The sequence below is a fragment of the Bradyrhizobium sp. 199 genome, from assembly GCF_023073355.1.
Lineage (GTDB): Bacteria > Pseudomonadota > Alphaproteobacteria > Rhizobiales > Xanthobacteraceae > Bradyrhizobium.
The window spans coordinates 2248577-2262438 of the sequence record NZ_JADPJI010000005.1 but is presented as its reverse complement, the minus strand read 5'-3'; the positions used below and the strand labels follow the sequence as shown (position 1 = coordinate 2262438).

At 64.3% G+C, this 13862-nt stretch carries 12 protein-coding genes; 7 read left to right on the top strand and 5 right to left on the bottom strand.

From position 1 onward, the window contains the following. The first annotated feature begins 36 nt into the window (after positions 1-36). Genes IVB28_RS19555 through IVB28_RS19525 form a run of 7 tightly spaced genes read left to right on the top strand, consistent with a single transcriptional unit; the run spans position 37 to position 8130 of the window. Positions 37-921, top strand: a complete 885-nt coding sequence (locus IVB28_RS19555; protein ID WP_247528252.1) for an ABC transporter permease — start codon at positions 37-39, stop codon at positions 919-921. Further along, a complete protein-coding gene (locus IVB28_RS19550; RefSeq protein WP_247528251.1) occupies positions 918-1823 on the top strand; it encodes an ABC transporter permease in 906 nt (301 codons plus the stop codon). The genes IVB28_RS19555 and IVB28_RS19550 overlap by 4 nt, the downstream gene beginning before the upstream one ends. Before the next feature lie 8 nt (positions 1824-1831). After that, positions 1832-2938 (top strand): ABC transporter ATP-binding protein, encoded by a 1107-nt coding sequence (locus IVB28_RS19545; RefSeq protein WP_247528250.1) that lies wholly within the window; start codon positions 1832-1834, stop codon positions 2936-2938. Between the two features lie 28 nt (positions 2939-2966). Continuing rightward, entirely contained in the window at positions 2967-3452 is a 486-nt protein-coding gene (locus IVB28_RS19540) for a (2Fe-2S)-binding protein (RefSeq protein WP_247528249.1), read from the top strand. Positions 3453-3454: 2 nt separating this feature from the next. After that, complete coding sequence (locus IVB28_RS19535) at positions 3455-5842, top strand: xanthine dehydrogenase family protein molybdopterin-binding subunit (protein ID WP_247528248.1); 2388 nt, start codon at positions 3455-3457, stop codon at positions 5840-5842. A 10-nt stretch (positions 5843-5852) separates the two neighbouring features. Further along, positions 5853-6650, top strand: a complete 798-nt coding sequence (locus IVB28_RS19530; RefSeq protein WP_247528246.1) for a xanthine dehydrogenase family protein subunit M — start codon at positions 5853-5855, stop codon at positions 6648-6650. Positions 6651-6666: 16 nt separating this feature from the next. Further along, positions 6667-8130, top strand: coding sequence for an amidase (locus tag IVB28_RS19525; protein WP_247528244.1), 1464 nt, complete (start codon positions 6667-6669; stop codon positions 8128-8130). 10 nt (positions 8131-8140) lie between these two features. Here the strand turns inward: IVB28_RS19525 and IVB28_RS19520 are convergent, their stop codons facing one another. The 5 genes from IVB28_RS19520 to IVB28_RS19500 all read right to left on the bottom strand — a co-directional run bounded on the left by IVB28_RS19520 (position 8141) and on the right by IVB28_RS19500 (position 13852). Continuing rightward, positions 8141-9037: a LysR substrate-binding domain-containing protein gene (locus IVB28_RS19520; RefSeq protein WP_247528243.1), complete on the bottom strand. Its 897-nt coding sequence runs from the start codon at positions 9035-9037 to the stop codon at positions 8141-8143. A 575-nt stretch (positions 9038-9612) separates the two neighbouring features. Next, entirely contained in the window at positions 9613-11991 is a 2379-nt protein-coding gene (locus tag IVB28_RS19515; RefSeq protein ID WP_247528241.1) for a glucose/quinate/shikimate family membrane-bound PQQ-dependent dehydrogenase, read from the bottom strand. 25 nt (positions 11992-12016) lie between these two features. Beyond that, positions 12017-12364 carry a c-type cytochrome gene (locus tag IVB28_RS19510; RefSeq protein WP_247528239.1) on the bottom strand — a complete coding sequence of 116 codons (348 nt, stop codon included), beginning with the start codon at positions 12362-12364 and terminating at the stop codon, positions 12017-12019. Between the two features lie 40 nt (positions 12365-12404). Further along, positions 12405-13040, bottom strand: a complete 636-nt coding sequence (locus IVB28_RS19505) for a cytochrome c (protein ID WP_247528237.1) — start codon at positions 13038-13040, stop codon at positions 12405-12407. Continuing rightward, positions 13040-13852 carry a substrate-binding domain-containing protein gene (locus tag IVB28_RS19500; RefSeq protein WP_247528606.1) on the bottom strand — a complete coding sequence of 271 codons (813 nt, stop codon included), beginning with the start codon at positions 13850-13852 and terminating at the stop codon, positions 13040-13042. Before IVB28_RS19500 ends, IVB28_RS19505 begins: the two co-directional genes overlap by 1 nt. Between the last annotated feature and the right edge of the window lie 10 nt (positions 13853-13862).

Genomic DNA, 13862 nt, shown 5'->3' with positions numbered 1-13862 from the left:
CGGTGCGAAAAGATCGAGTTCGAGGCGTTTGCCGCTATGCAGCCAAGTTCAGCTCAAACTCCGCCACGCGCCAATCTCGCCGGCTGGCTTTATGTGTCGCCGCTGGTCATAGTGCTCGTGCCGTTCTTCGTGGCGCCGATCCTGGTGGTGCTGGTCGCCAGCTTCTTCGCCACCGACGGATTCGGCGGGCTGACGCCGGGCTTCACGCTGGCGAGCTATGTCGAAGTGCTGCATTCGGCGCTGACCCTGAAGCTATATCTGGCGACGATCAAATTCACGGTCCTGACCTGGACCTTCACGCTGTTCATCGGCTTCTTCGTCGCCTATTTCCTGGTGTTTCACGTCCGTAGCCAGCTGCTCGCGATCGGCCTGTTTTTGCTGTGCACCGTCCCGTTCTGGACCTCGAACATCATCAGGATGATCTCCTGGATACCGCTGCTCGGCAAGGAAGGTTTGATTAATCAGGCGCTGCTGGGAACGGGCGCGATCGGGCAGCCGCTCGAAGTGCTGCTGTTTTCCGACCTCGCGGTGGTCATCGCCTATGTCCACCAGCTGACGATCTTCATGATCGTGCCGATCTTCAATTCCATGGCCCGGATCGACAAGAAGTTGATCGAGGCGGCGATCGACACCGGCGCCAGCCGCTTCGACATCTTGCGCCTGATCGTGGTGCCGATGTCCAAGAGCGGCATCGCGCTCGGCACCATCTTCGTGGTCTCGATCGTGATGGGCGACTTCTTCGTGGTCAAGGTGATGTCCGGCGGCGGCTCGGCCTCGGTGGTCAGCGCGTTCTACGAGGATGTGGGCGTGCTGCAGTATCCGACCGCGGCCGCGAGTGCCGTGCTGCTGACGCTGGTGCTGGTCGCGGTCGTCTCGCTGATCCTGCGTACCGTCGACATCAGGCAGGAGATCGCGCGATGAGCGTTGTTCTCGCCGACATGCCAAAAGCCGACATGTCGGAGACGGTCGCGCCCGCGGCGACCAAGGCGATCGCGCCGAGCCGCGGGCAGCGGCCCTGGACGTTCTACGTGCTGGCGACGCTGTTTGGGCTCTATGTGCTCGCGCTTTATGGACCGATGTTCTGCATCTACATCCTGTCGTTCCAGGACATCCGCGGCGGCCTCGTCTTCCCGATGAAAGGCCAGTCGCTGCACTGGTTCGTCGATCTCTTCACCCAGGTGCGGACCGGCGACGTCAAGGGCTCGTTCGACCGCTCTATCAAGCTCGCCGTCATCGTCACCATCATCACGGTGGTGGTCTCGTTCCTCGCCGGGCTCGGCTTCCGCAAACGCTTTCGCGGCGACACCGCCGTGTTCTACATGATGATCGGAAGCCTGGTCGCGCCGGGTCTCGTGCTCGGCCTCGGCACCGGTCTGCTGTTCCAGGCGCTCGGGTTGAATGCAAGCTGGTACACCTCGGCGCTGGGCGCGCAGCTGTCCTGGACGCTGCCATTCGGCGTGCTGGTGATGTTTGCGGTGATGTCGCGCTTCGACCACGTCTGGGAGGAGGCGGCTTATGACCTCGGCGCCAGCCGCTGGCAGTCGATCCGGCTGGTGATGATTCCGGTGCTCGCGCCCGGCCTGGTCGCAGTGGCCCTGTTCGGCTTCACACTGTCCTACGACGAATTCGCCCGCAGCCTCCAGACCGCCGGTTCGCTCAACACGCTGCCGCTCGAGATCTGGAGCATGACGCTGAACGTCACCTCGCCATCGCTCTACGCGCTGGGCACGATGACGACCATCGTCTCCTTCATCGTCATCGGCGCGAGCCTGGGCAGTATCGTGCTAATTCAGAAAAAACGCGGTAGCAGCGCAAAGGGCTGAGTTGGGGAATGAAGAGCGATCGCGGCGATATCGAACTGGCGGGCGTCTGCAAGAGTTTTGACGGTGTGACCAACGTGGTCGACGGCGTCAATCTCAGGATCGCCGATGGCGCCTATTGCTGCTTCATCGGCCCGTCCGGCTGCGGCAAGACCACGATCTTGCGCATGATCGCCGGCCATGAGGATCCGACCGCGGGGGAGATCGTCATTGGCGGCCAGAACGTCGTGGGGCTCGCGCCGGTGCAGCGGCGCACGGCGATGATGTTTCAGTCTTACGCGCTATTCCCGCATCTGACGGTGCGGGAGAACATCGCCTTTGCACTCCGCGTGCGCGGCATGCCCAAGCGGGATCGGTTGCGCGCAGCCGATGCCATGATCGAGAAGGTGCGGCTGACGCAATTCGCCGGCCGCCTGCCGGCTCAGCTTTCCGGCGGTCAGCAGCAGCGGGTGGCACTGGCGCGCGCCGCGATCACCGAACCGCGCGTGCTTTTGCTCGACGAGCCGTTGTCGGCACTCGACGAGCAACTCCGTGTCCAGATGCGTCAAGAGCTGCGGCGGATGCAGCAGGAGCTCGGCATCACCTTCATCCACGTCACCCACACCCAGCTCGAGGCGATTGCGCTCGCCGATCTCGTGGTGGTGATGGAGCAGGGCAGGATCAAGCAGGCGGGAGCGGCGCGCGAGGTCTACGCGCATCCATACGACCGCTATGTGGCCGAATTCATGGGCGGTCAGAACGTGCTGTCGGGGCGTGTGGAGAAGGTCAACGGCACGAGCTTTACACTGGCGCAAGCGGCACCTGCCGGCATCGAGGTGCCGCTAAAGGCGCGATCCTCGATCAAAGTCGGCGACAAGATCGATATCGCGGTACGTCGCGACGACGTCGCGCTGGTGCGGCCGGGGAAGGAGCTGCCACCCGGCTGCAGCACGTCGCTGCCAAGCCGCGTTCTCGCGATTGAGTATCAGGGCTATTTCGTGAAGGTCATGCTCGACACCGTGCCGGACGACGGGTTTGTCGCCTATGTGCCGGAAAAGACGTTCTTCGCAGATCCATTTACCGTCGGGGATGTCGTGATGGCCACCTGGGCCACCGGCAGTGCCCTTCCACTCGCCTAGCAGAGCAGTCGCGCGCAGGAGTTCGATCGTGCAGATATCCTTCATACTCAACGGACGGCCGACCACCGTCGATGTCGAGCCGGCGACGCTCGTGGCCGAGTTGCTGCGCGAGCGGCTCAGCCTCACTGGCACTCATATTGGGTGCGACACCAGCCAGTGCGGTGCCTGTGTGGTCCATCTCAATGGCTTGCCGGTGAAAAGCTGCACGCTGCTGGCGCCTGCGCTCATGGGTGCGACGCTCCTCACCATCGAAGGACTGCAAGGCGCTCCTGGCTCGAACCGGATGCATCCGATGCAGGAGGCGTTTCGCGAGCATCACGGCCTGCAATGCGGCTTCTGTACGCCGGGCATGCTGATGACGGCCGTGGCTCTTGCGGCGGAGAAGCCGAACCTGACGGAGGCCGACGTCCGCCACGGCCTCGAAGGCAACATCTGCCGCTGCACCGGCTATCAGAACATCGTCGTCTCGGTGATGGCAGGCGCCGCCGCCATGAACGCCGGCAACGGAGAGTGACCATGGCCAATGTGATCGGGATCGGAGCCTCACCGAAACGGAAGGAAGACCAGCGTTTCCTCACCGGTCGTGGAAATTACGTATCCGATATCAAGCGTCCCGGCCTGGCCGCGGGCGTGTTCGTGCGCTCGCCGCATGGCCACGCGGTGCTGCGCGGTGTCGACAAGGTGGCGGCGCTGGCCGCGCCTGGCGTCATCGCCGTCCTGACCGGGGACGACGTCGCCGACGATGGGCTGGGCTCGTTGCCATGCGGCTGGGGCATCTCGGACGCCAAGGGCGTGCCGATGAAGGAGCCGCCGTTTCCGATGCTTGCGCAGGACAAGGTGCGCTTCGTCGGAGACATGGTGGCTTTCGTCATCGCGGAGACGCCGGAACAGGCGAATGCGGCGGCTGAACTGTTGACCGTCGACTATGAGGTGCTGCCTTCCGTGGTCGGTGTGCTCGAGGCGATCAGGCCCGGCGCTCCGCAATTGTTCAAGGACGTGCCGAATAACATCTGCTGCGACTGGGAGCTCGGCGACAAGTCCGCGGTCGAGACCGCGTTCCGAAAAGCGGCGCATGTGGCAAAGCTCAGCCTGGTCAACAACCGGCTGATCGGCAATCCGATGGAGCCGCGTGCGGCGATCGCGGAATATGAACCCGGTACCGATCGCTTCACGCTGTGGACCACCAGCCAGTTCCCGCATGTCGTGCGCTTTCTGATGGGCGCGCTGGTGCTGAACATCCCGCAACACAAGCTGCGGGTGGTCGCGCCCGATGTCGGCGGCGGCTTTGGCGTCAAGCAGTTCCACTACGGTGAAGAGGCCGTGATCACCTGGGCCGCCAAGCGGGTGATGCGGCCGATCAAATGGGTGGCGAGCCGATCGGAGGGCTACGTCTCCGACCGCCATGGCCGCGATCACGTCACCGAGGCCGAGCTTGCGCTCGACGAGACCGGCAAATTCCTCGCCTTCCGGGTCAACACGCTGGCCAATATGGGCGGCTATCTCTCGACCTTCGGGCCGAATATTCCGACCAATCTCTATGGCCCGCTGCTCGGTGGCGTCTACACCACGCCGGCGATCTATTGCAACGTGAAGGTCGTCTTCACCAACACCGTGCCGGTCGACGCCTATCGCGGGGCTGGCCGGCCCGAAGCGACCTTCGTGCTGGAGCGCATCGTCGACGTCGCAGCTAGCGAGATGGGAATCGACCGCGTCGAGATCCGCCGCCGCAACATGATCCCGAGGGAGGCCTATCCGTATCAAACGCCGGTTCTGGTGCAGTACGATTCCGGCGATCCGATGGGGTGCCTCGACGGCGCCCTGGTGGCCGCCGACGTCCGGAATTTCGGCATCCGCAAGGCGGCGTCCGCCAGCAAGGGCAAGTTTCGCGGGCTCGGCTACTCCACTTATGTCGAGGCCTGCGGTCTTGCGCCGTCGCGCTTTGCAGGCCGGCTCGGTGCACGCGGTGGTCTCTACGAGAGCGCGACCGTGCGCGTGCATCCGACCGGTCAGGTGACGGTCATGATCGGCACCCACAATCACGGCCAGGGTCATGAGACCACGTTCGCGCAGATCGTCTCGGAAAAGCTCGGCGTGTCCTTCGAGAATGTCGATATCGTGTTCGGCGACACCGATCGGGTGCAGTTCGGCATGGGTACTTACGGCTCGCGGTCGCTCGTGGTCGGCGGTGCAGCGTTGTCGAGGGCGACGGACAAGGTGGTTGCGAAAGGCAAGAAGATCGCCGCGCATCTGCTCGAAGCGGCCGAAGTGGATATCCAGTTCGAGGCCGGAAGATTCTCGGTCGCGGGCACCGACCGCACCAAGACATTCGAGGAGATCGCAGGGGCCGCCTATGTGCCGCATGACTATCCGCTCGAAGTGCTGGAGCCGGGACTGGAGGAGCAGGCCTATTACGATCCCGTCAACTTCACCTATCCCGGCGGCTGCCACATCGCCGAGGTCGAGGTCGATCCGGAAACCGGCACGGTGACGCTGGTCAACTACACCGCGGTGGACGACGTCGGCACGGTCATCAACCCGATGATTGTCGAGGGCCAGCTGCATGGCGGTATCGTGCAGGGCGTCGGCCAGGCGCTGTTCGAGAACGCGGTCTATGACGAGAGTTCCGGCCAGCTGCTGTCGGGCTCGCTGATGGACTACTGCATGCCGCGCGCCGACCACATGCCGATGATGACGGTGGCGACGCATTCGACGCTGTGCACGCACACGCCGATGGGCGTGAAAGGGTGCGGCGAGGTCGGCACGATCGGTTCGCCGGCCGCCGTCATCAATGCGGTGGTCGACGCACTTTCGCATCTCGGCGTCACCCATGTCGACATGCCCGCGACACCGAACCGGATCTGGCGCCTGCTGCAAAACGCATCGCTGCCGGTCGCCGCGGAATAGGAGCACCACCATGAAACCGTTTGCCTATCACCAGCCGGACCAGATTGCCGACGCCGCGAAGCTGCTCACCTCGATCGAGGACAGCAAGCTCGTGGCCGGCGGCATGACGCTGATCCCGACGCTGAAGCAGCGGCTGGCCAGTCCGGTCGCGCTAGTCGATCTCACCAGGCTTGGGGATCTCAGTGGTATCACCGACGGCGGCGACACCGTCACCATCGGTGCGATGACGCCGCATGCCCTGGTGGCTGCCTCGAAACTCCTGCAAACAAAAATCCCCGGGCTCGCCGCGCTGGCCTCGATGATCGGCGATCCCGCCGTGCGCAGCCGCGGCACGATCGGCGGCTCGGTCGCGAACAATGACCCGGCGGCCGACTATCCCGCCGGCGTGCTCGGTCTCGGCGCCACCATCATCACCAGCACGCGCGAGATCGCGGCCGACAAATTCTTCCTCGGCCTGTTCGAAACCGCGCTCGAACCCAGCGAGATCATCACGGCGATCCGCTTCCCGGTGCCGACCAAGGCGGGTTACGCGAAGTTCAAGGCGCCGGCTTCGCGCTATGCGCTCGTCGGCGTGTTCGTCGCGAAGTTCGCCGATGGCGTTCGCGTGGCGGTCACCGGAGCGGGCTCAGGCGTGTTCCGTGTGGCACCGATGGAGGCGGCGCTCTCGGGCAATTTCGACGCATCCGCGATCGCCGCGATCAAGATCGACGCGGACGGTCTCACCTCCGATATCCACGCCGAAGCCGACTACCGTGCGCATCTTGTTACGGTCATGGCCAAGCGCGCCGTCGGCGCGGCGCTCAGCTAGCTCCTTAGGATTCATGATGACTGATGTTTCCGGCCGAACGGCCCTCCCGCCGGCGCCGGCTGGCCTCGGCGCGCTTTCTGCAATCGAGATCATGGCCGGCTACCGGCGCGGGGAATTCACTCCGCGCGATGTTGTTGAGGACACGATTGCAGCGCTTCAAGCGGCGAACGAGATCTGCAACGCGGTGGTGACGCCGATGTACGAGCAGGCGAGGGCGGAGGCTGATCGACTTACCAAGGAGATGCAGGCCGGCGATGCCAAGGGTCCGCTCGCCGGCGTGCCCGTCACGATCAAGGATCTCGTCTTCGTTGCGGGCGTGCCGGCCTATGGCGGTTCGCCAATGAACCAGGCATTCGTGCCCGATGTCGACGCGGCGGTCGTCTCGGCGCTGAAGGCGGCGGGGGCGATCGTCACCTGCAAGACGACGACCTGCGAGTCCGGTTACAAGCTGACGGCGGACAGCCCGATTACGGGCACCACGCGCAATCCCTGGAATCCCGGTCGCACCAGCGGTGGGTCGAGTGGCGGCGCGGCGGCAGCAGTTGCTGCCGGCTGCGGCCCGATCGCGATCGGCACCGACGGCGTCGGATCGATCCGTGTGCCCTCGTCCTTCTGCGGCGTGTTTGGCCTGAAGCCGACCTTTGGCCTCGTGCCGCGCTCGCCTGGCTTCTCGCCGCCGTCCTGGGCCTCGCTCGCGCATACCGGGCCGATCACGCGGACCGTCGCCGATGCCGCGCTGACGCTGGAGGTCATCGCGGGCTACGATCTGCGCGATCCCGCGAGCCTGCCGGTGGCGGCACGGCGATTCAATACGAACGCCGAGCCGTTGAACGGCATTCGCATCGGCGCCAGCGTCGATCTCGGATACGCCGCGGTCAGCCCCGAGGTGCGCGCGGCGTTCGGAAAGGCGCTGGTCATTCTCGATGCATGCGGTGCGCAGGTCACCGTGGATGATCCTGGTCTCGATCCCGGTATCCTGGAGCACACGCTGAAACCGATCGCCTTTACCGAACAGGCGGCCGCGGTCGAGACCAAGAGCACGGTCGATCTCGCCAGCTCCGAAGCAGATTATCTTGATGTCATCCGTGCCGGGCGCCGCGTCAGCGGCACGGACTATATCGAAGCGGGTTATCGCCGCGGCCAGGCTCGCAGCGGCTTTCTGAAGCTTTTCGAGCGTGTCGATGCGCTGGTAACGCCGACGGTGGCGGTGACGGCGTTCGAAGCTGGCCGGATCGGCCTCGACACGGTCGACGGCAGCAAGGTCGATCCGCATCTGGGCTGGTCGCCCTTCACTTGGCCGATCAATCTCGCCGGCCTTCCGGCGGCGACGCTGCCCTGCGGCTTCGATCGCGACGGCATGCCGATCGGCCTTCAAATCGTCGCCTCCTGGCTCGACGAGCCCACGATCTTCCGCATCGCCGCTACATTCGAGGCTGCGCAACCCTGGGCCAAATTCTGGCCGCAGATGGCATTGCGCTAGGGGGCGGAAACTACGATAGCTCGATCGGCCCACGGCCGCTGAGTTCTTCGTCGAGGCGCAGATAGTGCGCGAGGTAGTCGTGCAGGGCGGTGGCGGCCTTCGAGGTCGCACCGCTCGACTTGTAAAGCAGCAGCTCGATCTTCGGCAGCGGCGGCAGGCCCTCGTTCGGCCCGATCTCGCGCATCGCCGGTACCAGCGCGCTGCGGCCGAGCACGGTGACGGCCATACCGGCGAAGGCCGCGGCTTGCAGGCCGCCGACGCTTTCGCTGACGCAGGCGATGCGCCAGCGCAAATTCGCGCGTTCCAGCGTATCGATCGCGTAGTCGCGATAGATGTTGCCCGGCGGCAATAGCGCGAGCGGGATCGGCCGCTCCTGATGCGCGGCGGACTGCTCGCCCGTCATCCAGACCAGTTGCTCACGCCGCACCACCTGTCCGCCGGTGAAATCGTTCATGCGGGTGACGAGTGCAATGTCGACGTCGCCGCGTTTGACGAGGCCGACCAGCGGCGTGGAGAGGGCGCAATTGAGTTCGACCTGGACGCGCGGAAACGATTTTCGGAACACGCTGAGGATCTGCGGCAGCATGAAGGCCGCATAGAGATCCGGCGTGCCGAGCACGACCTGCCCCTCGATTTCTTGCGACGCCAGTTGAGAAATCAGCTCGTCATGCAACCTTAGGATGGATTTGGCATAGGTGAGAACAGTGGTGCCATCGTCGGTCAGCGTGAGCCTTCGGCCGCCATGCTCGAACAGCTGCTTGCCGGTGAGCTCTTCCAGCCGCTGCAATTGCAGGGTGATCGCCGGCTGGGTGCGGCCAAGCCGTCGCGCGGTCTCGGTGATGCTGCCTGTCTCGACCACCGAGATCAGCGACCGGAGCATGCGGATGTCGAGACTGATGAGGTTCATGAGGCGTCCATATCGCCCAGAATTTATGCAAAATCCGTGCTAGCGCACGCCGCCAGGGGTGAGGCAGCGCGTCGTGCTTCAATCGGAGAAGGCTAGCCATTCGCGCCGACGTCATCAATCGCGACGTCGCTATTGAGATGCTGCGCAAGCGTGGTGTGAGCTGCAGCCTGGACCTTCTCAGTCCTGTTCTTGCTGCACAGATTTGCTGCACGGCGATATGAATTGGAGCAACCAGCGCTGCAATAACGGGCTTGACTTGGCTTTCGACCTCAACGACCGTATCGTCCAAGCGCTGGGCAGCTCAGCCGTCAACGCGACGAGTTCAGACCGTTTCCAACAGCACGCGCGTTTCGCGTGTCGTTGGCGGCGATGGCGCCCTCGGCTTAATGGCCGGCGGGCGCTTTTTTGCTTTTGGATCGAGTGATGACGCGAAAGCAATATCGGATCGGTGTGGTGTTCTCGACATCGCTGCTAGCTTTGTTTTTGCTATGTCGAGAGTTCGCCCCGCTCCCACATCTCATTAAGTGAAGGAGCCTTCGCCGCGCGTGAGTAGCGCCGCGGCTTTCCCTGTTCCACTACTGCGGTATCGCGTAGGCGCGAACGTAGTCGCCAAGCTTCGTTCCGAAAGAACCGTGGCCTCCATCGACCGTGACGACGTATTGCTTGCCGCCCACCGCGTAAGTCATCGGCGTCGATTGGCCGCCAGCGGGAAGGCGATCCTGCCACAGCTGCCTCCCGTCGCGAACGTCGAAGGCGCGGATGTAGTCGTCCATCGTTCCCGTGATGAAGACAATGCCGCCCGCGGTCACGATCGGACCGCCCAGCATGGGTACGCCGAGCGTGAAGGGCAGTGGGAGCGGGGCCTGATCGCGGATTGTCCCGATGCGATGCTGCCAGACCACCTTGTGCGTCTTGAGGTCGATCGCTGCGATATTGCCCCAGGGCGGGGCAAGGCAGGGAATGCCGAGCGGCGACAGGAAAATGCCGAGATCGACGCCGTAGGGCGCGCCGTACATCGGCTGCACGCCGAGTTCGGTGCCGGGCGGATGCGAAGCGTTCGGCGCGGCCGGGTTGTCCTTTCCGCGCGGCACGAGACGTGAGATGAAAGGGATGGATTGTGGGTTCGCGATGGCGATTTGGCGCTGAGGATCGACGGCAATGCCGCCCCATTCGAACATGCCGAAGTCGCCGGGGAATACCAGCGTGCCCTGTTCCGAGGGCGGCGTGAACGGCCCCTCATAGCGCAGGCGCTTGAATTTGATGCGGCAGGCGAGCTGATCGAACATCGTGCTGCCCCACATCTGCGCGTCAGTCAGCATGCCGGGCGGACGGAAGCTCAGTTCGGAGAACGGCTGAGTGGGAGACAGCCGGTCGCCGGTTGCGGGGCCCTGCGGCACCGCTTTCTCCGGCGCCGGCACCAGTTGACGCCCGTCGCGGCGATCGAGGACGAATATGTCGCCGGTCTTTGCGGGAATGTAGATCGCGGGCGTCACGCCGTCGCCCGCCCGCAGGTCGACCAGGCTGGGCTGCGAGGGCATGTCCATGTCCCAGAGGTCGTGGTGCACGTTCTGAAACGACCACCGCAGCTTCCCGGTCATGATGTCGAGCGCCACCATCGCCGAATCGTAACGTTCCTTCTCGGGCGAGCGGCCGCCGCCCCAGATATCAGGGGAGCTCGAGCCGAGCGGGACGTAAACGAGGCCGAGGCTCTCATCGACGGCGGAAATGCTCCACGAATTGGGCGAGCCCGCCGTGAAATGATGCGAAGTCGTTGGCATTTCGTTCGGGTCGGGATTGCCGGCATCGAATGCCCAGATCAGCCGGCCGGAGTAGATGTCGAAGCCGCGGATCACGCCCGAAGGCACGCGATCGGAATAGTTGTCGATGACGGCGCCACCGACGATCAGCACCTTGTCAGTGGCGACAGGCGGCGAAGTGCCCTCGTAGAAGCCGAGCGTCTGGATCTCGCTGCCCTCCTTGAGGTCGATCTGGCCGTGGTTGCCAAAGCTCTCGCAGGGCGTGCCGCTCTGGGCATCCAGCGCAAACATCCGTCCGTCGTTCGTCGGCAGGAAAATGCGCTCTGCGCAATCGCTCGGCGCCGGGGCGCCATCGGCGGTCACCGCGCCGGACCTGGTCGCGTGATAGGAGACGCCACGGCAGGTCATGTGCTGGAAGGACTTGTTGTGCTGGACCTGCGGATCGAATTTCCAGCGCAACTTTCCGGTCGCAGCGTCCAGCGCAAACACGATCTGGTGCGCGGAGCACGTGTAGAGCAGGTCGCCGACCTTGAGCGGCGTTGCTTGATTGGTGATTTCGTCGGGATCGTCGGGGCCCTTGTGGTCCCCGGTTCGGAATTCCCACGCGAGTTTGAGGTCCTTGACGTTGTCCCTGGTGATCTCGCTCAGCGACGAATAGCGCGTACCGAAGCCGCTGCCGCCATAGGCGGTCCAATTCTCGGCGGCGGCGGCCTTTGCGGGTTCGGAGGCAGCGGGGCCCGTGGTTTCGCGCTCCGGTGTGGTACCGGCAACATCGCGGCGGTCACTCGTCAGTGAGATCCCCAAGACGACGGCTGCCGTGATCAATGTGAAGCCAAGGGCCCATCGCGCGGCACGCGCGCGAGGCACCAGAGGGGACGAGATGAATGGCAGCAGCAACCATACGCCGAGCGGTGCAAGCACGTCGCCCCGCGGTGCCAAAGACCAGAAGTCCAGTCCGACCTCCCATACGGCCCAACCGATCGTGCCGAGCAGCAGGGCGGCGTAGACCCAGAGCGCTTCGGCGCGGCGGACAGCGAGCAGCCAACTCGTGAGCAGAAGCATGGCCCCGGCGACCAGATAATACAGGGAGCCGCCAAGGACCGCGAGCCACGCGCCGCCGCCGGCAAGCACCAATCCCATCAGGGCGACCACCGCGATGGTGATGGTCAGCAATGGTGCGTTACGAAACCAGGTCATTGAGCGATGTGTCGGAGACATGATGCTACTTCAGCGTATAGAGAAAAGCCGCAATGTCGCGCGCGTCCTTTTGCGGGATTCCCATTCTGGGCATGGCGTTACCCGGCAACGCCTTCTGCGGGTCTTCGATCCAGTCGGCCATGTTGTCCGGCGAGTTCCAGATGTAGCCGGCTATGTAGGTGCGCGTGCCGATCCGATGCAGCGGCGGGCCGACATTGCCGTCTGCTCCGGAGATGCCGGGTATATCGTGACAAACACCGCATTGGTATTGCTTGACGAGGTCCTTGCCTCGACGCGCATCGCCCTCGAAATTGTCTGGGCCCGCGGCCTCGCAGGTGGCGGACGCAACGGCCAGCAGCGCGACGGTGATCAATCGTGTTACGTGCCTCGCCATCGGCTGCTCCGCTCGGCGATCAGGGCTTTTGGCCGAAGTTGAATTTCTTGGTCGCCGACCAGGGATCGGTGGTCGAGACCTGCTCGGTGGGGACTTGCTCGACCTCGGGCGAGAGCGGGTTCGCCGAAAAGGTGCGGCCCCATTGATGGCTCGGCTCGTTGCTGATCTTGCCGATATAGGTAACGAGGTCCCAGATTACCGTGTCGGGCAGCACGCCACCCCAGGCCGGCATTCCGTTCGGCCGTCCCTGGTAGATCGAGAGGAAGATGTTCTCGGGTTGCGAGCCATAGATAAAGGTGTTGTTGCTCAGCGCCGGTCCCATGCCGCCGCCGCCATTGGGGGCGTGGCAGCCGACACAGTTGAAGTTGACGTAGTAGGTCATCCCGCGTTGCTCCGCGTTGGGATCGCCTTGCACGGGATTCTTGATCTGAGGCGGGTCGGGCTGCGCACCCGGGAACAGGCGGCTGACCGGGACCTGCATGAAGACGCCGGGCCGGCCGTTGCCGACGCTGCCGCCGAAGTTAGGGCGCGGCCCCAGCGTTGGCATCTGGGCCTCCTGCGACTGCGGCAGGGTCTGCTGGGCAAGGACGGCACCGTGCGGGGCGGCCGCCAGCAGCAGTGATATCGCGCTTGCGCGCCACGCTGGAGCAGACATCACTCGTGTCCTCCCAATGCTGTCACCGGCGCCTCGACCAGTGGCACGCCGTAACTTCGCAGCAGCGACTTGATCTCGGGCCGGTGCTCGTCGATGAACGCATTCAGCCGGTCGCGCAACGCGTGGTCGCCCTTGCGCACGCCCATGGCGATGGCGAACTGAAATTGCTGAGATGTAAAGCGCTCGTAATCCCGGATCGGCGCGACCGTCAACGGCACGGGTGAGTGCTGTGCGAAATACCCGCCCAGTGGACCCCAGGCCGCGGCGACGTCGATCTCGCCGTTCGCGACCGCCTCGACCAGGCGGGCCGGCGGATCCGCCTGACGATAATCACCATAGATCGAGTAGCCGCGGACGTTATCGACGATGCCCTGTTCGCCGAGCGCCTGCGCAGGGGGTGGATTGTTGCCGTCATCGCCGATCAGATGCACGCCGATCGCGAGATGATGCAGGCGTGGGTCGAGCAAGGACGACAGATCGAGATGCTGATCTTGCCGCGTGACGAACACATAGGTCGAGCGATAATAGGGCTTCGTCGTCTCCACGAGATCATAGCCAGCCGGCACGCCGATCACGAGGTCGCATGCGCCGGCTTTCAGCGTGTTGCGGATGAAGCCGCGACGCTGCGCCCACCAGGTGTAGGACACGTGCTGGCCGAAATGCTCGGCCAGCATGGCCGCGAGCCTGTTCTCCAAACCCGCCCCGGCGCTGTTTGAGAACGGCAGATTGTTGGGATCAGCGCAGACGCGGAGTTCGCCATCCGATGCGGCGCTTGCGCTCACGTTCAGGGCGATCAGGAGGCCGAGGGCCATGTTCCGGCGA